Source organism: Parabacteroides caecihominis, from assembly GCF_023656785.1.
Taxonomy (GTDB): domain Bacteria; phylum Bacteroidota; class Bacteroidia; order Bacteroidales; family Tannerellaceae; genus Parabacteroides; species Parabacteroides segnis.
In genome coordinates this window covers 1-21,709 of the sequence record NZ_JAMOKS010000017.1, presented here as the reverse complement: position 1 = coordinate 21,709, position 21,709 = coordinate 1, and the positions used below count along the sequence as shown (strand labels likewise).

Genomic DNA, 21,709 nt, shown 5'->3' with positions numbered 1-21,709 from the left:
AATTATTTCTTCCAGTATTTGTCTACCAACTCTTGCTTGATATTCACTTCAGCCGGCTTGAAGTATTCGCTGAACAAGCCCCATGCCACGTCGAGCATTTCGGTTGTGTCGAGGTTTACATCGATAGCCAACAGTTTTTCTGAATAATCCTTTGCAAAAGAAAGCGTACGGTTGTCGTAGTCTGTCAAGTCGAAACCGTTCTCCATCTTTGTCTTTGCGTTGGCAGCATCAGCATACAGACGGACGGCGGCGTTCATCACCTGCGGGTGATCTTCGCGTGTCTTCTTTCCTGTTACCAGCTGTTTCAGACGTGACAAGCTTCGGAACGGGTCGACGATAACCTTACCGACATCACTATCGCGGCGCAGGTATAACTGACCTTCGGTGATGTAACCGGTATTATCAGGCACAGCGTGCGTGATATCGCCACCCGACAGAGTTGTTACCGCAATAATGGTGATAGAACCGCCGGCAGGGAACTGTACTGCTTTTTCGTAGATCTTTGCCAAATCAGAATACAACGAACCCGGCATAGAGTCCTTCGAAGGAATCTGGTCCATACGGTTCGATACGATTGCCAAAGCATCCGCATAGTTGGTCATGTCAGTCAACAGTACCAATACCTTTTCGTTCTTCTGTACAGCGAAGTATTCAGCCGCACAAAGTGCCATATCCGGAATAAGGATACGTTCCACGGACGGGTCTTCGGTTGTATTGATAAAGCTCACGATACGGTCGAGTGCACCGGCGTTGCTAAATGTATTTTTAAAGAACAGGTAGTCGTCGTTGGTCATACCCATACCACCCAGGATAATCTTATCCGATTGGGCACGCAGGGCTACCATTGCCATTACCTGGTTGAAAGGCTGGTCAGGGTCAGCGAAGAACGGGATCTTCTGACCGGTTACCAACGTGTTATTCAGGTCAATACCGGCGATACCCGTAGCGATCAGTTCAGACGGTTGTTTACGACGAACCGGGTTTACCGACGGACCGCCGATCTCCACTTCCGTTCCTTCAGGGATAGGGCCACCGTCGATCGGATCACCATACGCATTGAAGAAACGTCCGGCCAACTGGTCGCCTACTTTCAGCGTAGGCGCCTTGCCCATGAATACTACTTCGGCATTCGTACGGATACCTTCCGTACCGGAGAACACCTGCAACGTAACCTCGTCGCCGATGATCTTCACCACCTGTGCCAGCTTGCCGTCTACGGAAGCCAGCTCGTCATACCCAACTCCCGTTGCTTTCAGCGAACAGGTAGCTTTCGTGATCTGGGTAATCTTCGTATATATTTTTTGAAATGCTTTTGTTGCCATACGTTCTGTTATTTTTCCATGCGCTCTGCGAGCAGGGCGTCAAGTTGATCGTTGAACTTCTTAAACTGGTCGCTTTCGTATTCGGAATAGTTCATCTGCTTGAAGACGTTGATCATCTGTTTGAAATATTCCATTACTTCGAGGAAGGTGTCGAAACGGAATTCCGCATGACAGATCTTCACCACCTTATCCAGCATAAATTCCTGACGAGCCAGCGGTGTCACAGCATCGATCGCGTCGAAAGCATCCTGTTGCAGGATTACGAAGTCGATCAATTCTGACTTCCAGAAAGTAACATGGTATTCCACCGGTACACCGTCATCACCCAAAATGTTGATCTGCTCAGCGATTTCCTTACCACGCAACATACGGGTCTTGATCTCGTTTACCTTGTCGATCCATTCCGGAGAGATATGCTTGGCGATATATTCCTGGAATTCGGGATATTCCAGATATTTCGAATAACTGTCGATCGGGTTCACAGCCGGATAACGTTTGCGGTCGGCACGTTCCTGCTCCAAAGCGTAGAAACAGCGGGCAACCTTCTTCGTATTTTCTGTTACCGGTTCTTTCAGGTTACCACCGGCCGGCGATACCGTACCGATAAAGGTTACCGAACCTGTCTTTCCATTGTTCAATTCAACGAAACCTGCACGGGCATAGAAGTTTGCCACGATAGCAGATAAGTCCATCGGGAACGCATCCGGTCCGGGAAGTTCTTCCAGACGGTTGGACATCTCACGCAACGCCTGTGCCCAACGGGAAGTGGAGTCAGCCATCAGCAACACTTTCAATCCCATGCTACGATAGTATTCTGCCAATGTCATCGCTGTATATACAGATGCTTCACGGGCAGCCACAGGCATGTTAGAAGTATTGGCGATAATGATGGTACGTTCCATCAGCTTACGTCCTGTATGCGGGTCGATCAGTTCGGGGAACTCGGTGAAGATTTCCACAACCTCATTCGCACGTTCACCGCAGGCAGCGATAATAACGATATCGGCTTCGGCCTGTTTGGAGATAGCGTGCTGAAGCACGGTCTTACCCGTACCGAACGGACCGGGGATAAATCCCGTACCGCCTTCTACGATCGGGTTTACCGTATCGATCGTACGGACACCTGTTTCCAACAATTTGTAAGGACGCGGTTTTTCTTTGTAACAGGTAACAGCCCTTTTCACAGGCCAACGCTGTATCATATTCACATCGATATCCTTACCATCTTCGTCAGTCAGAACGGCAATTGTCTGATTAATGGTATATTGTCCGGCTTCCACCAGGCTCTTTACAGTATAAGTTCCTTTAAACGTGAAAGGCACCATGATCTTGTGCGGCTGGAAGTTTTCGTCCACTTCGCCCAGCCAGTCACCTGCGGCCACCTGATCACCCACTTTTGCCAGCGGTTTGTAGTCCCACAGTTTATCGTTATCCAGTGCAAATGTATATTCACCACGTTTCAGGAACACGCCGTCCATTTTATCCAGGTCATTCTGCAAACCGTCGTAGTTACGCGACAGCATACCCGGACCCAATGTTACTTCAAGCATGTGCCCTTCAAACTCGGCTTCGTCACCTACACGCATCCCACGTGTACTTTCAAATACCTGAACAAAGGCATCCTTCCCTATTACTTTAATAACCTCCGCCATCAGCTTCACGCCTCCTACGGAAATGTAACAGATTTCATTTTGAGAAACCGGCCCATCCACCTCTACGGTTACCAGGTTGGATACGATTCCTTTTACAATTCCTTTCGTAGCCATAATTATTTATTATTGTTTCTTTTAAATTCTTCCAACGCATTCTCACTACCATGCTTCATTGCTCCTACTATTTCGCGGAAGGTCTTCTCGCCCGTCACCTTATCCAGGGTAACCCAGCGTTCGATCATTTCCAGCTTCAGCAAGTAGGCGAACACACTTTCTATGTCGAAAGTTTTGAAGAACGTATTATCGTCCAGCCATTTCCATTTCAGCAAATCCACTTTCTTTTCGCGGGCCATCAGGTCCGGTTCTTCAGCAATGCGTTGCAGGTCGGGCAGGTAGTCCACCGTATCTCCCAGTCCGAAGTCACGGGCATTGGAAGTACGGATAGCTTCGGCCACCTCGTTGTGTCCCACTATATAGTCTGCTTTATCAAATCCATACTTACGGCAGGTAATAGCAGTCAGCATGTTATTAATATTGAGGTTCAGTTCAAACCAGTTACGGATAAAGCCGTTGCTGCATTTCATTGCATAGTCGTAATAAAGGGCTGCCAAGCGGTCCTCCCAGGAGATCGTCTGTTTTTCCTCTTTTTTCAGGCTATCCAGATACAGTTTGAAGAACTCGATGAAATAAGGAGGGATCCGTTTGTTCTTCGGCGGCTTTTCACCGTCTTTCAAAGCATCAAACAGACTCTTGTACTCGTCGTATGTAACACATCCCTTCTCGTCCGGGTCGCTATCCGGCCGCTGTGAAAAAGCCAGCAGGTTCTTATTATCGAATTTGAGGAAAAACAAGTCTACCAGCTTCTTATCACGGGACGTAAGAATGCCGTCCAGTTCCTTTCTGAAGTCAGAAACGGAATAGGTCAGTTTACTATCATCCAATGATATATTAGGGAGTCCGGCAATCAGACAGTAATATTTACTCATATCAGAACAACATTTCTACCAGCCCGGGACGCAGGAATTCTTTGAAGAATGCAACAAATTCGTCTTCCCCGAAACTTACTTTATAAGAACCGTCGGCAGGAACAATAGTAAAGCCGGCATTCTTTCCGCTTACTTTCTCGATCTTTACGCCGCCGTCCAGCAATGATTTGGCATTTGCCTCGAAATATTTGGTCAATGCGTCCGCATCGGCAGTCTGGATCGTGATCGCTTCTTTCTTAGCCCATTCTTTAGCCATTTCCAGAATAACTTTCTGCATGAAAGCGGTATCAGAAACGATCGCTTTTACATTCGAGGAAGTAATCTTTCCGGTTATAAGGTTCACAACTTCGCTCTTCAGCGCTTCTACGGCTTGGGTAGCGAACAGCTTCAATTCGGCTTCTGTATTTTTCTTCAGCTCGGCAGCCTGTTTTTGTGCCGCTGCAACAATACGTTTTGCTTCCGCTTCCGCTTCGCTGACAATCGCTTGTTTCTGAGCATTTGCATCGGCAATGATCCGTCCGGCTTCTTCGTTCCCCTTCTCTACTCCTTCTTTGTAGATCTTGTCGGTCAGTTCCTGAATCTTTGTATCCATTTTATAATATATTTATTAAGTTGTATTTCTCTCGGAAATTAAACGCCCACAAAGTTATTCTTTTTCGTGAATAATCATTGAAATAAATGTAAAATCAATCTAAAAAATGAAACACTATAAATTAATTTTTAATTTTGTTGGTCTAAAAATCGCATTATATGTTCTCAATTAGAAAAGCTACTACAGACGACTGTCTGCTAATCAGAAACTTGGCATCCCAAATATGGGAGCCGACTTATGGTTCTATCCTCTCCCGTGAGCAACTCGACTATATGTTTGAGATGATGTATGCCCCGGAAAGTATCCTCAATCAAATGGACGAACTTCATCATGAGTTCTTTATCATTTACAAGGACGGAGAACCTTCCGGATACCTGTCTATCGAAACAGTTGAGAAAGACTTGTATGAGTTCCAAAAAATCTATTCGCTTCCTTCTTTACATGGTTCTGGCATCGGACGTTTTATCATCGAACAGGGAGTTGCTTACCTGAAGACAATCCATCCAGGACCGTTTACCGTCGAACTGAATGTGAACCGCGAGAACCCGGCTATCGGTTTCTATAAACATATGGGATTCCATGAACATGCAACACGCGATTTTCACATTGGGAACGGTTATTATATGAATGATTATATTATGCGGATGGAAGTGGCAAACTAGAGAAAAACTTACTTAGTAAGTAAACTTTATTTCCTTTAACTCCATTACGGCTTCCACACCTTTCCGGCAAGCCAATATAGTATGAACAATTGAAAAAAGAACCTCCTGAAAAAAAGCATAGGACTTTACAAATGTTAAGACAGGACCTTTAACTTCAAAATAAGGGACTTTTAAAATCAAAAGTCCTATCTTTTTTCAAGGGGAATGATTGTGTGTTAAATTCAAAAGAGTTATCTTTGAAATGTACTAAATTACAATCAGTTACAAACCATATTTACATTACAATTTAATACTTGAATTCCATGAAACACTTCATCACAATCGCATGCCTTTTGATTTGCATAACAACTAACGGCATTTTCGCACAAACAAGTGTAAACAGGTTAGACAGTATCCTTCCTGTCAGAGGATTGGCAATAGCAGCCCCATCTGTGCAGAAAATGGATGTTTTCCTGAAGTTTATCGAAGAAGAACTTGCTCCCGGACATTTCAACCTGCTCATTCTCCGGGTTGACTGGAATTATGCCTATGAGTCTCATCCGGAACTGCGTGATCCCAATCCGCTTACACTTCAAGATGTAAAACGAATTGTCGCCACCTGCCGGAAACATAACATACGGATAGCACCGCAGATAAACCTGCTCGGGCATCAGTCATGGGCAGAAACAACTTATGCCCTGCTCCGCGAATATCCCGAATTTGATGAAACACCGCATGTAGATACGAAAAACTATACCGGATGGCCTAACCCGGACGGTTTATACTGCAAAAGTTACTGCCCTCTTCACCCCGATGTGCATAAAGTTGTATTCGCTTTGGTAGATGAACTGACGGACGCATTTGAAACCGATCTGTTTCATGCCGGTATGGATGAAGTTTTCTATATCGGAGATGATAAATGTCCTCGTTGCAGCGGACGCGATAAAGCAGAATTATATGCCGGAGAGGTAACCAAAATACAAAATCACTTAGCTCAACAGGGAAAACGGTTAATGATATGGGGCGATCGCCTGATAGATGGCAAAACAACCGGTATCGGTGCCTGGGAAGCTAGTATGAACAATACGTATCGTGCCATCGACCTTATCCCGAAAGAAGTTTTCATTTGCGACTGGCATTACGAACGTCCGGAACAAACGGCTGTCTATTTTGCCATGAAAGGATTTGACGTTGCCACTTGTCCCTGGCGAAAACCGGAAGTTGCCCTCAAACAATTGGATGATATGAAACGTTTCCGCCAGCAATCCGGTTCTCAAATGAGCAACCGTTTCCAGGGTATTATCGAGACTGTATGGTCAGGCGCCGACGGTTTTCTGGAAAACTATTACAAACCGGAAAGTGAGCAGCAGGAGGTATCGGATGTGGTCACTATCAAAAAACTGATTGGCGCCTATAAGTCGATGAGCAAATAAAAGAAATCCTCTTAGAAAATAAATATCCGTGTACTGAGCATTCTCACATACACGGATATTTTTTATTTTATAATACTCTTATAACAGATCCGAAGCCAACTCAGACAACTGGCTACGTTCACCCTTGATCAGGTTTATATGGGCAAACAACTCCTGCCCTTTCATCTTGTCGACCATATAGGCCAGACCATTACTCTGGGCATCCAGATACGGCGAGTCGATCTGCTGGATATCACCGGTAAATACCATCTTTGTTCCTTCTCCGGCACGGGTAATAATCGTCTTGATCTCATGTGGAGTCAGATTCTGGGCTTCATCAATGATACAGAATGTTTCCGACAAACTACGTCCGCGAATAAAGGCCAACGCCTCGATGACCAACTGATTATTCTTTTGTAAATCATCTATTTTACGGACATCCTGGCTTCCGGGAGCGAACTGGTTCTTTATCACGTTCAGATTATCGAACAGAGGCTGCATATAAGGAGCTACTTTCTGCTTTTCGTCTCCCGGCAGGAATCCGATATCCTTATTTGCCAACGCCACAATCGGACGAGCCAGCAAGATTTGCTTATAAAGTCCGGCTTGTTTAAGTGCGGCAGCCAGTGCCAGCAAGGTCTTACCTGTTCCGGCTTTACCCGTCAGTCCAACCAGTTTCACGTCCGGATCATTCAAAATTTCAAAAGCAAAACTTTGTTCCGCATTACGGGGTTGAATGCCATAATTAGAACTCTTTTCCACCTTCTTTATCTTTCCCGTAAACGGATTATAACGAGCTAAAACAGAAGCCCGTATACTCTTCAATATAAAGCATTCGTTCGGTTCGAGTTTAGATTTGAATTCGAACAAATCCGCATCCAGTCCGTCAGGGGTTGAATAGATCTTATCGATCAGATCAGGATCTATATTTTCATAGGTATCCTGAGCACGTTCAAAGATATCGACATTGATTACCTTATCCGTGATGTAGTCTTCCACCTGAATACCCAATGCACGGGCTTTCATACGCAGGTTGACATCCTTCGTAACCAGGATAGTCTGCATCTTAGGCGTCTTTTCCGCAACGGAAAGCGTGCAGGATAAGATACGGTGGTCAGGCGTCCTGTCCGGGAAAGACAAAGCTATCTTTTCCTGGTATTTGTCACCTGTTACGACATGTAATGTTCCCAAACCCGGTCCCAACGAGGCACCTTTCAAAAAGAGATCGTTACTGGTCATCAGATCCAGCTCGCGCACAAATTCACGGGCATTATAATTAATCTGGTCGCTCCCCTTTTTAAATTTATCCAACTCTTCCAACACGACGATAGGAAGATAGATATCATTCTCCTGAAAATTTTCGATACACTTGTAGTCATGCAAGATAACGTTGGTGTCGAGTACAAAATTCTTCTTTGCTCCCATGATCTTTCAATTTAAAGATTATCGCTTCTAAGTTAAAAACATTTTTGGAACTTGTTTGGTTTAAAACGGAAAATAAATGCACAAGACCAATTTATTCTTGTTTTGTGCGAATTTCGTAACCAGCTAAAAATCAGGAGTTAAACAAAATGCCTGAAGGTTGTCACGTCTTACGCACTCATATTCAATACTTTACACCACATCCTGCCTGAAGGCTGTCAATTCCCTACATTATATATAAGAATAAATAAAAAGGATTTTATTTTTTTGTAACCTTCCGGCTCTGAAAAAACAATTGTATTCAAACACAAAAACAATTGTATTTGCATTCAAAAACAGTTGTATTTGTAACTGAAAACAATTGTTTTTTTGAATAAAAGAAAAAAGTGCCCGTATGTGCCCGTTGAGTCCCGTTGGGAGCCATTGGGTTCTTTTATAAAATAGGCTTGCCTATCTTTGCATCGTATTCATTGGCAACGAAAGATTCATAAGATGCCGGGATAATTAATCTCGTTATGTATCTTTGTACCGAAGATCTGATTTTTAATAACAAAATAACCTAAGATGTATGATTTTTAATACTAAGAAACTCAAAATTACGTCATTACTGCTATTAGCGGCGACACTTTCTTTCGGACAGAGCAATATTTCGGCTTTATTGCCTCTGCCTAATCAAATCGAACAGATGACAGGTAAAAAGAATTTCGTCCTTACTCCCCGGACAACCGTTAAAACCAATCTGCCCAAACAAGCATTTTGTTTATTTGAACTACAGCGTATTCTGGGCGAACGAACCGGACAGGTTGCCGACATCGGTACTCCTTCCACATCCGGTAATTCTGTTATCGAGATAGAGCTCGACCCTTCAATAAAAGGAAAAGAACACTACACGCTGGATATTTCAGAAAAGAAACTATCGATCAAAGGAAGCAGCCATGCTGCCCTCTTTTACGGACTGAAAACACTGGATCAGATATTACTGGGAGATGTATGCAACACAGCGAACAATCAAATCGCTCCTATCCGTATCGACGACGAACCCCGCTATAATTACCGGGCATTGATGCTTGACCCTGCCCGGCACTTTCTTCCTGTAGAAGATGTAAAATTCTATATTGACCAGATGGCAAAATACAAATACAATGTTTTGCAGTTACATCTGACTGATGATCAGGGATGGCGTGTTGAAATCAAAAAACACCCCGGACTGACAGAGATCGGGGCATTCCGCAATCCGAAGACCGGCTCCAACGGGCCCGACAATGGTTTCTATACACAAGAACAACTGAAAGACTTCATCAAATACGCAGCCGACAGAAATGTAGAAATCATTCCCGAACTGGATATCCCCGGTCACACGGTGGCAGTTTTGGCTACTTATCCGGAACTGGGATGTACACACACCGATACGATTCAGAAAATAATGGGGCAAACAGTCGATCTGATGCTTTGTGCCAATAATGACAAAGTATATACCGTTTATGACGATATCATCAAAGAAATAGCCGATATATTCCCTTCCTCCAAAATCCATTTAGGAGGAGACGAAGCTGTTATCGAAAAGAACTGGACCAAATGCACTCACTGTCAGGATTTAATGAAACAACTGGGTTACACCAAAGAATCGCAGTTAATGAATTATTTCTTCGATAAAATACTGGCATCTGTCCGCAAATACGGAAAAGAACCGATGTTATGGTGCGAGCTGGATAATATCCGTATGCCGGCCAATGAATACCTGTTCGATTATCCCAAAGACGCCACACTGATCACCTGGCGTGCCGGATTAACTCCCAAATGTATCGAACTAACTGCAAAACATGGTAATCCGTTAATCATGGCTCCGGGTGAATATACTTATCTGGATTATCCGCAACTAAAAGGCGACCTTCCGGAGTTCAACAACTGGGGAATGCCTGTCACCACGCTGGAAACCTCTTACCAATTCGATCCTGGATATGGACTGCCTGCCACTCAACAGACACACATTATAGGAGTTACCGGGACATTATGGGGAGAAGCGATAAAAGACATTAACCGCGCAACCTATATGACCTACCCGCGTGGTCTGGCCTTGGCCGAAGCCGGATGGACACAGATGGAACACCGGAGCTGGGATTCCTTTAAGGAACGAATGTATCCGAATCTGATGAATCTGATGAAACATGGTGTATTTGTCAGGGTTCCGTTCGAGATAGTTCCGAGATAAAATAAAAAGCGTAGGCAAGTTATTCTTTATAAATCACTTCCAGAACAGTTTGACCGACAGCTTTCAAGGTCGTCTGGTCTATGTTATCCAGATTATCATCATGTGTATGCCAGTAAGTACCAAAGCGGTGTGAACTTTCCGGGTCATAGTTTATAATATCGATACAGGGTATATTACGTCCTCTGACGACAAAGGTATGGTCGTCAAGCACACCGCCTCCCGGTTCATTAAAGAAGAACTTGCCATAGCCGAGATTGCGCGCAGCCTCCCAAACCTTCTCCACAATCTGAGAAGCATATTCCATGGAAGTTGCTTCCTTGAAGAAGGTTGCATTACGACTCCCCACCATATCAAGTAATATCCCATAATCCGCCCGATAATTAGTCACATGGGGATTGGCAGACCAATACTGTGAACCAAGACACCAACTCTCTTCCGGACTGTTTTCAGTTATAAAACGGGGAGTACCATAATCTTCTGCATCGAAAAATATAACATCGATACCGATATTCGGATTCTGACCGCTTAACTGACGACATATTTCCAGCAGGACACCTACTCCACTGGCCCCATCATCCGCACCGTCAATGGGAACACGCCATTTGTCAGGATTTGGATCATGGTCGGCATAGGGACGCGTATCCCAATGCGCAAAAAGCAGAATACGCCGGGGATTATCCGGATTATATGACCCGATAATATTACGGGCATTCAAACGGTCACCGTTATAAGCTGTAAGCATTGCTTCCTGTACCTGCACCGTTGCCCCAAAACGTTTCAGACCTGCAATCAGATAATCACTGCAATGACGATGTGCCTCCGTATTCGGTACACGTGGTCCGAAAGCAACTTGTTCGACAATATAGGAATAAGCACTATCCGCATTGAAATCGGGAACAGAGACCTCCAATCCGGGCTTTTCCTCTCCCTCTGAAACATTTCCAGTATTCTTATTTTTACATGAGAACCCACCGATAATAATGAGCAGAAAGAGAGAGGCCGCTAAACTGTTTATTCGCATAATTTTAAAGGATTAAGCTTGTTTAACCACAAAGCTATAAATTATATCCCAAAATCAAAATCATAACTTACAAAACAACGATATCAATAGCGGAACGCTAATCTCCAGGATGATTCCATGAATAATAGCAATGGGGACAATCCCTTTTCCCGAATACCTGCTGATAACGGGCAGACAGACATCCATCGAGTTGATGCCGGCAACAGACACCGGAGCAAACTTCCCGAATAAAGAGGCATAAACCGGCGCACCGAATAAAGCCATCATCTCCCGGATAATATTAGCCAGTAAAGCAATAGTTCCCAACTGTGTGGCAATCTCTATTCCGGCAGAAGCCTCCTTGAACTGTACAATCAGCAACGACGATAAAGAATAGTAAGCAAATCCACTTCCAACCGCCATACAATCATATACATTCCAGGTCTTCAGCAGCACACTTGCTATCGCTGAGAAAAGCAATGTGCCTAATATCGTAAACAATGGCAGTAAAAGACTGGACAACCGTACGCTCCGCAGCATGGCTCCCATCTCTCCGTTAGAACCTATATTCAATCCGACCTGGATAATAAGCGCATACAATAACCATGTCGGTAATTTTGTACAATAGGCAGCCAGTTCCTCCCCCCCGAACATTCCACAAAGTATCCCTGCAAAAAAGCAACATATAACAATCAGATTACTTTTCATCACCGTCTCCTTTCTCTGATAAAAATTTATATGCAATATAAGAGGCCAACAGGCTTCCCAGTACACCGCAACCAGCCAGCAACGCCGCCTGCAAACCAAAATCACCAATATTATCCACTAAGGTTTTGTTTGCCCCGATAGTAATGCCGAAAACAAATAACATGGCGAATATGGTATAAGAGATTGTATTTTCCAATTTCCTTAAACTATGAGCACGACGGAACAGACAGCCCGCACCTGTCCCTATGCATAACAGGCATAAAACTATAAACATATGTATAATCAATTTAACACGGACGAATAAGGATTCTCCCGCGATACGTTATTAATAAAAATGAATGGTTATAAAAACTCCGGAAAACTGATGCCGGAGAAGAAAGGAAATATTATTTAGATAAAACCACTGAACCAATGGACATGCACAACAGGAATACCACACGTCACGAGGGCATTCTGTTTCTTTATATCATTTATTGTATAAATTTTATTCATATTCAAATGCTTTGTCCAATTCGGGCGCAAAGATAAAAACAAAATTTCAATATACCAAATTGATACCCACAGCAGGTCTATAAAGCAGATTCTCATGTGTCCGGCTATCAAAATGACAAGCCGGACACATGAGATTTTAGAATGAACAGGACTACCGATATTATTTTCCAAACCGGGAAGTATCCACCTTATCATGCTCTTTACTCTTATACCCTCCGAATTTCCAGATGAAGGAAACAGTCAGGCAACGGGTATCGTCAATCTTAGTCAGGCGGCTGTATTGGTTTGCCTGATTAATTTCGATTTTATTAGGAAGATTGCTCCGGAAGATATTGTCACATTTCAGAAGAACCGTTGCCTTGTCATTGGCAAACTGCCATTTCAAACCGGCTGAAACATTATAAACAGAACCCAAATCGTAGATTCCCTGCACGGCTCCGGTGATATAATAACCGTTCAAATCCAGTTTCAGATTCGGACGTGACTTTGACAAAGTAAATGTATTATTCAGGAAGAACTGCCCCAGGTATTTACTATTATCAAAAGAAATATCATTAAAATGGTCCAGCTTCTGTTGCATCCGGATGCCCTGTGCCGTAAACTGGCTGTTCATGAATTCACCGATGCGGAACGGGATAACAGCTCCTACTCCTGCAACCAGGTTATAATCCATATTCTCGTAACGGAACACATTCTTCAATTCCGTTGAACTCTGATAAGGCAACTGGGCAAAATAATCCGGTTCATACTGGGCAAAAACCATGAAAGTATATTTTTGCTTCAGGATATAAAGCAACTGCCCCTGATAGGAACGGTAAGGCTTCAAAGCCGGATTACCCATTACTACGGAATAAGAGTTTATGGGGGTAGCCTGCGGTGTAATCTCCCAATAAGACGGATATGTTTTATTGCTGTTCACATTCAGCTGCAAAATATGCTGCGGTGTAAACAGATAACTCAACGAGGCATTCGGGAAGAAGGTCCAATCATTCCAAAGTGTCGATTTCTTGCCGTTGGAAGTATAGTCCGATTTAAAATATTCTCCTTTCAAAGAAGCTGTTGCCGAGAAATGTTCTCCGAAATTTTTGGATACTTCGGCAAAGACATTGGCTGTATATTCTTTCTGCAAATTGTTCTCCAGTAAATCCGGGTCCGGTTCGTAACCATTCCCTTTATTATACAGATAATCGATATAGGTCTTTGAGGAAGTGTAACCACCGTGGACACCGTAATTCAGTGTCCACCCGGTGGCAAAAGTGTGTGTATGGTTGGCAAATAACGCCCATTGTGAAATATCCTGTTTGGAATTGTTCTGCATATCAGTCAGCGTTTCCTCACCACGATTCTCCAGAAAATTCTGGAAAGAAGGCGAATGGTAGTTGGTAAAATCCATTCCGGCTGTAACACCGCTATGACCGTCATATTGTAAGCGGATATTGTGCAGAGTAATCTTATCTTCTCCGGTAGTCCGACTGAAACGCTCTTCTTCCGGGACAGAGTTTTCAGGTGTAGAAAAGGAGGTATTGGCTGTCCGGTTCTTTTTCACCCTATTGCCTCCTAAGGAATAGGCTGCCGACAACTTATCTTCATTTTTGAATTTATAGTCCAGACCCAATCGGATATCTCCGCTGTTTATATGACCGTTTCCTCGTCCGAATTGATGGATTTCCGTCACCCCTGTTTCCAAGGTATGCCTTGCCATAATATCTTCCCCCTCGAAATAACGTCCTTTATTACCATTCACCAGAAAGTCTACGGTCAGGTCAGGAGTCGAATACAACAAATTGGCATGTGCCTTGCCCGAAGCATAATGTTTTTGGAGATAATCGACGCCAACTTCTCCCTGTAAGGCTGTGCTGTCAGTTGTCCCCTTGTCCAGAATCACATTGATTACCGCGCCTCTGATATTATATTTAGCGGGAGCGTTGTACATCACTTCTACATTTTTCACCCGTGAAGAAGGGATACTTTTCAGCATGGTTATCAGCTGGTCTACCGACATAGTTGTCAACTGCCCGTTCAGAATGATTTGCGGGGAACCGGCTCCCAGTAACTGTATCTCATCCGAGCCGCCGATAATACCCGGCAATTGTTTTACAACTTCAAAGGCATTACTGACCGATTTATCTTTCATCAATTGGGGAACATCATATTTCAAAGCCCCGTTCTCTACTTTCACCTGCGGACGCTCCGCCTTAACAACCACGCCATCCAGTTCATAGTTTTTAGAAGTCAGCCGGACAGTTCCGGCATCTTCCCCGGATACCTCCAACTGAAATGGTTCATATAATAGATGTTGGAATAAAAGCCGGCATGTCTGTTCCGCCGCATGGTCCAGGTTAAAACTACCCAGACTGTCCGTTATCACCGCATCCACATAAACCGAATCCAATGTCTGGAGAACAACGGCTACGCCGTCAACCGGATTATTCTCCATATCCGTCACTCTCCCATGAATCAAACCATTCTGAGCCATCATCATCCCGTTACCACCAATCAGGATAAGTATCACATAGTAAAGTATTCTTTTCATATCCGTTTGCTTTATCAGTTCCTATACTGCAAAGAAAAGAGGTTATGTCAAGAAACTATGTTATCGTTGGCTTATGAAGTGTTATTTAGTCTTATCGGAATAAATAGTGAAAATCAAAGCAAAATGAGGTACTCGAAACGGTAATACGCTATTTTACAGCCAAATAGCATTTTTCCACTAAATGCTATTGTAGCCTTGAAAAGCCTAAAATAAGCCTGATTTGGACATTTAATCGTTACCAAATCGTTACCTTTTTTAGGTTCAAATCGTTACCTAAAAAAACAATAGGTAACACACAGCATATCAACACATTAAATAGGTAACGATTTCATAGTTTTGCACTGATTTTCATGGCTCTTTTTAGAGAGAAAAACAGTATTTTTATCACTTAAAAAAAAGCAGTGTAATTATGGAAGAAAAAAGTCGACATTCACCGTGCTATTCTATTTAAAAAAGAACGCACCTAAAAAAGATGGAACTGTACCTATCATGATACGTATCACAGTTGATGGTGCAGACAAAACAAGAAGTGCAAAACTTAGTGTTGATCCCGCACGATGGGATAAGGTTAAGATGAGAGTAAAGGGGAAAGACAGTTATGCGCAACAAATTAATAATGTCCTTGATCAATGGATGCGTAACATTGGAGCCAAATACGATAAGATATTCCATCGTGAAGGCTATGTTTCTGCTGAGAAAGTTGATAATGCAGTGATGGGAGTTGATATTGCTAAAAACACACTTCTAAAACTATTCAAAGAGCATAATGAAGAATTTGAAAAGAAAGTCGGCAAGTAAATCAAGACGAGATAGTAATCGGCTCAAGATGCCTAAATGGTTGGTTATGGTGTCGAAAGGAAAATTCAACCAGGGAAGGTTGGGTACCGATTAGATGTTTAAAGCAATCTATTGAATCATTGTAGAATAAGCATTGCCGAAATGATAGAATAATACCGAATTTGTAGATTATTACTACAAGAAGACTATATATTACGTAATCCATAGTAAAAATGAAACCAAAAATAGACAACAATTTAAGAAATGCGAAGAACATAGGCACAACTATTGAGAAATACCTTAATATTCCATCAGAATTAAAAAAAGAACTAAAAGATAAAATTCAGGATTAACTATTAGAACAAGTTGGATTAATGATTAGGCTATTAAATAGAATTAGCAGATTGATTCATTTTTACACTTATTGATATGACATATGAGATTACCTTTGCAAAAACAATAAGTACATTGAAATGATACGATTACAAAATATAAACCTAACTCCACCTGAGGATATACAGCAATTAGCAAATAATCACGCTATCGCTGTAAACTTACGGGATACTTTTCCATATCCTTATAAGATTGAAGATGCTACTACATTTCTTGATTTAGCTACAAATGGATCATTAGGAAACGTCTTCGGGATATATGAGAATAATACATTCGTTGGTTGTTGCAGCCTAATACCACAGTATGATGTATATCGTATTAATGCAGAAATTGGATATGGATTGGAGAACCTTATTGGGGCAAAGGATATGCCACCGAAGCGGTAAGGTTATTGATAAAATTTGCTTTTGAAGAACTTGACTTATTGAGGATTTATGCGAAAATTTACGAGTATAATATAGGCTCAATGAAAGTTTTGGAAAAAACAGGTTTTGAAAAGGAAGCCATTATTAAGTCCTCGGTTATAAAAGAGGGACAAATAGTTGATGAACATTTATATAGTATTAGGAAAAAATGAAAAAAGATATAGGCGATCACATTATTAGTAAATTAGATTTGCAGGATATAGTTAAAGTGTTGTCTGATGAATTAAGCGGGTCGGAACTGAACACTGTTTTACTGGACGTTTTCAACAAGCGTGTTCAACAGGTAACTCCCTCGTCTTTACTAAGTAAATATGAGGGTAACAAGCTTGTTAAGCCCGCCTTATTAGAAGATGTTTTAGAATATAAAGAAAATGAATTACGGTGCTATAAATTAATAGCAGGTAGAGGATTTGAACCCATAGAACTTTCCCCGGTCGCTCAGTTTGGGACAAGTAGTGTTATAGCAACAGTAGATCAGAAAAAAGTCCTTACTTCTTTAAGAAACACAGAAGTACAGGCAGACCCGACGAATGCAATAGCATTACATTACGCATCGTTAAAGAAAAAAGGAGAATTAGATAACAAAACCTATAATTACAGTAACATTTCACGGGTAATAAGGACACAGGTATTTAATAATCCTAATTTCACTCCTCATTTTACTGTTCTCGCCCTTATTTCATGCGGTAGAGATACTGGTAGCTTTAATTTTGAGAAAGAAGAACTATTAAAACATTTAACTACATCGTATGAAATATGTAAAAGTTACGGTGTGGAGAAAATATATTATGAGATTATTCCATGCAAAGGTTATGACAGTCAAAGCCCGCTTATAATGGAATCAATATCGTATGTCCGGGAAAAGAATAGTAATCTTGAGGTCTTGGTTATAGCACCGGAACATGATAATAACTATTATCATGGTTTCAGAATAAAGCAGCAAATAGTGATCGGCGGCAATACTATTGAAATTGCTGACGGTGGATTGCTTGATTGGACACAACAGCTATTAACCAACAAAAAAGAGCGAATGATGACATTCGGGCTTGGTATTCAGGTATTATATCACCTAACTAAATAAACATGGTAAAGAGTAAAGTCATATTTGAAGATGAAGAACAAGTAGAGATTAAATATCCTTGTTTTGAATTAAAGGATATTGTTGAGTATTATTTTGAAATATGTACTCCTAACAATTCTATAACTCCATTTTCACTTGTGGCTTTGCCCAATGCTAATATCTTAGTTTCAATTTATATCTCCGATAGTAGTCAGACATTCAAAGCACATCGTGAACATGGTATAATTGATACATCGGGTGATAAGATATCTGGTAGCTTAACAGAAGCGATCACTGTAATACACGCTCCCGGAACCCATGAATTTTCAATAAAATTCAAGCCGGGAGTTTTGTACTCCTGTTTATCTAAAGATATTTCAACTTTGGTGGATAATCATTTGTCTCTGCAAAAGTATCTAAATCAAAAAGTAATAGACGAACTAAAATTGCAAAGCTCTTTTGCCGAGCGAGTTCAGTTTGTAGAGAATTGGATTTTAAGTAATATGAAAATCTTTAGTTCTGATTTCAAACTCAACACTGTAATAAAAACAATTTACTATATCAATACTAACCGTAATTACAAATTGAACACAGTAAGTAAGGAAGTTGGTGTGTCAAATCCTACACTCAATAGATATTTCAAAGAAGTATTAGGTATATCACCCAAACAATGCTTTAAAGCTTTACGCTTTAAAACTGCATTGAAGAACTATCGTGCAAATGGTAGTTATGATTTATACGACGAATTGGGATATACCGACTTTTCCCATTTTGTAAAAGAAGCTAAAAATTTGGCAAACACAACTCCATCAGAACTATAAGAAAAAGTAATAAAGACTATAAAAGCACATTAATAAAATATTATCTATGACAATGAATGAAAATATGAAACTTTGGAAATACAGTGGGACATTTCTTGTTATAACAGGAGTAATCCACACAGTATATGCACTATTACTTGGGAAAGAGGACTTTACGGACATGATAAAAGATGGATTAATAAACTCCACAGATGACAGTTACAGCCGTGCTTTCGCCCTTTGGTTTTTAGTATGTGGGATTATACTTATTCTTTGGGGGCTAACACTCCAATGCTATATCAAAAAAGAGCAGAAACCCGCACCTCTGGTTTTGGGGTATTGTATTTTGGCGTTTGCTGTGGTTGGATGTATCATAGAGCCGATTTCCGGTTTTTGGCTGTTTTTGCCGCAAGCATTGATAATAATTACTGCAAATAAGAAAATGGAAACATTAAATAAATACAGGAAATCACAGCTAAGAACTAACAAAAAATAGATTCTTGCAGCTAAAAAACAAAAGAAGGCTATTTATGGTAACTTTTTGCATAACATATTGACTAACTTTGCACTCAACAATTAAAAGCTTATGAAAATCAATGCTGAAACAAAATATTGCCAAACGTGTGGAATCCCTTTAGACATAGATTATACAAATCTTAAGGCAAGCCAAAATGTGGAGTATTGCGACTATTGTTTGCATAACGGGGTTAAACTCTATGATTTCTCAATGGATTATCTCATTTATCTTTGGGGGCTTTTCCCCGAAGAATATTATAAAGAGACAGGAGTCAACCTCACGTCGGAAGAATTGAGAGCGGAGATGTCCAAACGACTTCCAAATATCAAGAGATGGAAACAAAAGATCAATACGGCTCATGTACAATATGATTTGATTATAAGAGTTCAGGAGTATATCAACCGCCATTTGTTTGACGACCTTGATTCCGACAAGCTATCGTATGTTGCAGGTATCTCCAAATATTATTTTCGCAGGCTTTTCAAGGCTGTTTGTGGCGAAAATATGGGAACTTACATTCAACGACTGAGATTAGAGTACATTGCATTTAAGCTAATAACAACTGACGTAAGTGTACCGAAGCTTCTCGATCAAATCAATTATCAGAACAAACACACACTTTCGAGGGCATTCAAAAGTTATTTCAATTGTTCCATTCCGGAATTTCGCAAAAAGCATTCAAACGTCAATCCCGAAAGGAAAAATCCGATACGAATTGAACCAAGTATTGAAAAAATATCTGGTATCCGAATCGCATACTTGAAATTGGAAAGAACAAATAATGTCAGTCATAGCTACTCTGTTTTGTGGAAGCAGTTGCTACAATTTTCCGAAAAATATGAATTGTCTTCAAAAGGATGTAAATACGTGAACTTGACTCTCGATTATCCGTATATCACGCCTGAAGAACAAAGTCGTTTTATGATTGGGGTAACATTGCCGCAATCATTTGAAGCGCCGAAAGGCTTTGGCGTTTATGAAATTCATGCGGGAGAATATGCAATCTTTCGTTTCAAAGGGTTTTATCATGAACTGAATAAGGTGTACTGTCATATTTATCTTGACTGGTTGCCGACAAGCGATTATACCCTGCGAGAACAGCTCACCTTTGAGACTTACATCAACACTCCCCAAAAAACTCCGGCTTCGGAACTTATAACAGATATTTATATTCCTATTACAAAAAAAGAAACATGAAATACTTAAACCAAGAGATAGAAAACGAATTAAAAAATCAAGGAGCAGAACTGATACGTTTTGTCAGTATATCGCATTTAGACGAAAAGCAAAACAGACAACTCCCGAACGCCATTGTTTTTGCACTTCCGCTAACCGCAGAATATGCTAAAATGGTATTTAATATTCCCGACTACGTACAAGCACGGATAGCGGATAATTACAATTTCGACGATGATGAATATTCGCAAACCGAACATAAGGCGGGAGAAATAGCAGACGAATTGGCCAAGTTCATCACCGGGAAGGGGTATAAAGCCATATCGCAATCCGATACAGGATTAGTGGCCGACAGCGTTTTCGATCATGAAACAAAAAAATCAGTATTACCCCATAAAACCGTTGCACTACTTGGCGGATTAGGGTGGATTGGAAAAAACAACCTGTTAATTACTCCTGAATATGGCGCAGCACAATGTCTCGGTACGGTTTTAACTGATGCTCCACTGGAAACGGTATTGCATGAACCTCTATCTCCAAAATGCGGAAATTGCATTACTTGTGTCAAGATCTGCGAGAGAAAAGTCCTTAAAGGTAAAGTTTGGAGTAGATCTGTTTCAAGAGATGAAATCGTTAACATACATGGATGCAGTACCTGTTTGAAATGCCTTGTGCATTGTCCCAAAACACAAACATATATAAAGAGGAATATTGTCTGAGTTTCTACAAGTGACAAACGAAGAATAACAAGTAGAAGAAGCCCAAACAAGGGTTCACAAGAATAAAAAACGGAAGGGATTGATCTCTCTTCCGTTTTTTTATTCTTATATTTTTATCATACCAATAATCGAAAAATCTAAATCTTCCGAATTACTCTGGCGGGATTACCTGCCACAATCGTGTTCGGTTCTACGTCCCTGGTCACAACACTGCCCGCCCCTACAACACTATTCTCACCGATTGTAACTCCCGGAAGGATCGTAGCCCCTGCCCCTATCCATGCCCTGTTACAAATATGTACCGGTCTACAAGTAATAATCGAGCGATTGTCAAGATCATGATTATTCGATATAAGTTGTACATTGGCGGCTATCTGAACATCATCGTCAATCGTAATACCACCGGCAGACATCATCAGGCAACCATTCATTATAACGACATGGCGGCCAATCTTCACCTCATGGGGACGAATGACAGTAAGCGGGGTATTCACACGACTGCCTTCCCCCATATTTGGAAAAAGACGATGAAGCAGCCCATCATATTCGTCCGTCATCGGCATAGTATGGTTCAGGCGGAATACCAATTGTGCCTGTTCTTTTGCCAAAGCAAGCTCCGCCTCACTCTGGTGTGCGCAGTCTATTCTTATTTCTTTCATATATAATGCTACTCCTTATTTCAATCTCTTTCCATCCGAAAAGGCATTACCTACCTTTTTACCCACTTCCAGGTAATCGTTATTGAACGGGTCGAATATAATAGGAGACACTTTGGATACATCTACTTTTCCGTTTTCGTCGAGAACACGTTCGTCTACACTTACGTTTATTATTTCGCCACGCAAAATACAAGTTTCTGGATTATAATCCTTC

The 21,709-nt window shown here is 41.4% G+C and carries 21 protein-coding genes and 1 pseudogene; 11 read left to right on the top strand and 11 right to left on the bottom strand.

All coding sequences use genetic code 11. The features are described 5' to 3' along the window. Positions 1-2: 2 nt before the first annotated feature. Genes NBH14_RS15330 through NBH14_RS15315 form a run of 4 tightly spaced genes read right to left on the bottom strand, consistent with a single transcriptional unit; the run spans position 3 to position 4,552 of the window. Entirely contained in the window at positions 3-1,322 is a 1,320-nt protein-coding gene (locus NBH14_RS15330; RefSeq protein ID WP_186960538.1) for a V-type ATP synthase subunit B, read from the bottom strand. A gap of 8 nt (positions 1,323-1,330) precedes the next feature. Then, complete coding sequence (locus tag NBH14_RS15325; protein WP_186960539.1) at positions 1,331-3,088, bottom strand: V-type ATP synthase subunit A; 1,758 nt, start codon at positions 3,086-3,088, stop codon at positions 1,331-1,333. A gap of 2 nt (positions 3,089-3,090) precedes the next feature. Continuing rightward, positions 3,091-3,960 (bottom strand): DUF2764 domain-containing protein, encoded by an 870-nt coding sequence (locus NBH14_RS15320; RefSeq protein ID WP_186960540.1) that lies wholly within the window; start codon positions 3,958-3,960, stop codon positions 3,091-3,093. Position 3,961: 1 nt separating this feature from the next. Then, positions 3,962-4,552, bottom strand: coding sequence for a hypothetical protein (locus tag NBH14_RS15315; RefSeq protein ID WP_007656315.1), 591 nt, complete (start codon positions 4,550-4,552; stop codon positions 3,962-3,964). 158 nt (positions 4,553-4,710) lie between these two features. On the opposite strand from NBH14_RS15315, the gene NBH14_RS15310 reads away from it, so the two are divergent. Beyond that, positions 4,711-5,214 carry a GNAT family N-acetyltransferase gene (locus NBH14_RS15310; protein ID WP_128135340.1) on the top strand — a complete coding sequence of 168 codons (504 nt, stop codon included), beginning with the start codon at positions 4,711-4,713 and terminating at the stop codon, positions 5,212-5,214. A gap of 302 nt (positions 5,215-5,516) precedes the next feature. Next, on the top strand, positions 5,517-6,626 hold the full coding sequence (locus NBH14_RS15305; protein WP_186960541.1) for a family 20 glycosylhydrolase: 1,110 nt from the start codon (positions 5,517-5,519) through the stop codon (positions 6,624-6,626). A gap of 78 nt (positions 6,627-6,704) precedes the next feature. Here NBH14_RS15305 and NBH14_RS15300 read toward each other — a convergent pair whose 3' ends face one another. Further along, the gene (locus tag NBH14_RS15300; protein WP_007656311.1) at positions 6,705-8,030 is read right to left on the bottom strand and encodes a PhoH family protein; all 1,326 of its coding nucleotides are present in this window, start codon (positions 8,028-8,030) and stop codon (positions 6,705-6,707) included. Positions 8,031-8,595: 565 nt separating this feature from the next. Between NBH14_RS15300 and NBH14_RS15295 the strand changes: the two genes are divergently transcribed. Then, complete coding sequence (locus NBH14_RS15295) at positions 8,596-10,236, top strand: beta-N-acetylhexosaminidase (RefSeq protein WP_250817623.1); 1,641 nt, start codon at positions 8,596-8,598, stop codon at positions 10,234-10,236. Between the two features lie 19 nt (positions 10,237-10,255). Here NBH14_RS15295 and NBH14_RS15290 read toward each other — a convergent pair whose 3' ends face one another. The 4 genes from NBH14_RS15290 to NBH14_RS15275 all read right to left on the bottom strand — a co-directional run bounded on the left by NBH14_RS15290 (position 10,256) and on the right by NBH14_RS15275 (position 14,969). After that, positions 10,256-11,257, bottom strand: a complete 1,002-nt coding sequence (locus tag NBH14_RS15290) for a M28 family peptidase (RefSeq protein WP_186960542.1) — start codon at positions 11,255-11,257, stop codon at positions 10,256-10,258. A 60-nt stretch (positions 11,258-11,317) separates the two neighbouring features. Then, positions 11,318-11,944, bottom strand: coding sequence for a LysO family transporter (locus tag NBH14_RS15285; protein ID WP_046147028.1), 627 nt, complete (start codon positions 11,942-11,944; stop codon positions 11,318-11,320). Then, complete coding sequence (locus NBH14_RS15280; protein ID WP_186960543.1) at positions 11,934-12,218, bottom strand: LysO family transporter; 285 nt, start codon at positions 12,216-12,218, stop codon at positions 11,934-11,936. Before NBH14_RS15280 ends, NBH14_RS15285 begins: the two co-directional genes overlap by 11 nt. Before the next feature lie 378 nt (positions 12,219-12,596). Further along, a complete protein-coding gene (locus NBH14_RS15275) occupies positions 12,597-14,969 on the bottom strand; it encodes a TonB-dependent receptor domain-containing protein (protein WP_186960544.1) in 2,373 nt (790 codons plus the stop codon). A 435-nt stretch (positions 14,970-15,404) separates the two neighbouring features. Between NBH14_RS15275 and NBH14_RS15270 the strand changes: the two genes are divergently transcribed. The 8 genes from NBH14_RS15270 to NBH14_RS15240 all read left to right on the top strand — a co-directional run bounded on the left by NBH14_RS15270 (position 15,405) and on the right by NBH14_RS15240 (position 20,836). Then, the gene (locus NBH14_RS15270) at positions 15,405-15,767 is read left to right on the top strand and encodes an Arm DNA-binding domain-containing protein (RefSeq protein ID WP_186960545.1); all 363 of its coding nucleotides are present in this window, start codon (positions 15,405-15,407) and stop codon (positions 15,765-15,767) included. Between the two features lie 452 nt (positions 15,768-16,219). Next, entirely contained in the window at positions 16,220-16,525 is a 306-nt protein-coding gene (locus NBH14_RS15265; protein ID WP_128134262.1) for a hypothetical protein, read from the top strand. 5 nt (positions 16,526-16,530) lie between these two features. Then, complete coding sequence (locus NBH14_RS28825) at positions 16,531-16,716, top strand: GNAT family N-acetyltransferase (RefSeq protein WP_158579658.1); 186 nt, start codon at positions 16,531-16,533, stop codon at positions 16,714-16,716. Then, complete coding sequence (locus tag NBH14_RS15260) at positions 16,713-17,645, top strand: hypothetical protein (RefSeq protein ID WP_186960546.1); 933 nt, start codon at positions 16,713-16,715, stop codon at positions 17,643-17,645. Before NBH14_RS28825 ends, NBH14_RS15260 begins: the two co-directional genes overlap by 4 nt. 2 nt (positions 17,646-17,647) lie before the next feature. Then, positions 17,648-18,445: a helix-turn-helix domain-containing protein gene (locus tag NBH14_RS15255; protein ID WP_186960547.1), complete on the top strand. Its 798-nt coding sequence runs from the start codon at positions 17,648-17,650 to the stop codon at positions 18,443-18,445. A gap of 64 nt (positions 18,446-18,509) precedes the next feature. Next, positions 18,510-18,920, top strand: a complete 411-nt coding sequence (locus NBH14_RS15250; RefSeq protein WP_186960553.1) for a DUF6463 family protein — start codon at positions 18,510-18,512, stop codon at positions 18,918-18,920. A gap of 90 nt (positions 18,921-19,010) precedes the next feature. After that, positions 19,011-20,138: a GyrI-like domain-containing protein gene (locus tag NBH14_RS15245; protein ID WP_186960548.1), complete on the top strand. Its 1,128-nt coding sequence runs from the start codon at positions 19,011-19,013 to the stop codon at positions 20,136-20,138. Beyond that, entirely contained in the window at positions 20,135-20,836 is a 702-nt protein-coding gene (locus NBH14_RS15240) for an epoxyqueuosine reductase (RefSeq protein ID WP_186960549.1), read from the top strand. The genes NBH14_RS15245 and NBH14_RS15240 overlap by 4 nt, the downstream gene beginning before the upstream one ends. A 137-nt stretch (positions 20,837-20,973) precedes the next feature. Here the strand turns inward: NBH14_RS15240 and NBH14_RS15235 are convergent, their stop codons facing one another. Both NBH14_RS15235 and NBH14_RS15230 read right to left on the bottom strand, forming a co-directional pair. Beyond that, positions 20,974-21,495, bottom strand: coding sequence for a DapH/DapD/GlmU-related protein (locus tag NBH14_RS15235; RefSeq protein ID WP_128134256.1), 522 nt, complete (start codon positions 21,493-21,495; stop codon positions 20,974-20,976). Between the two features lie 15 nt (positions 21,496-21,510). Beyond that, positions 21,511-21,709 (bottom strand): annotated as a pseudogene (locus NBH14_RS15230) (flavin oxidoreductase); the annotation flags it as partial.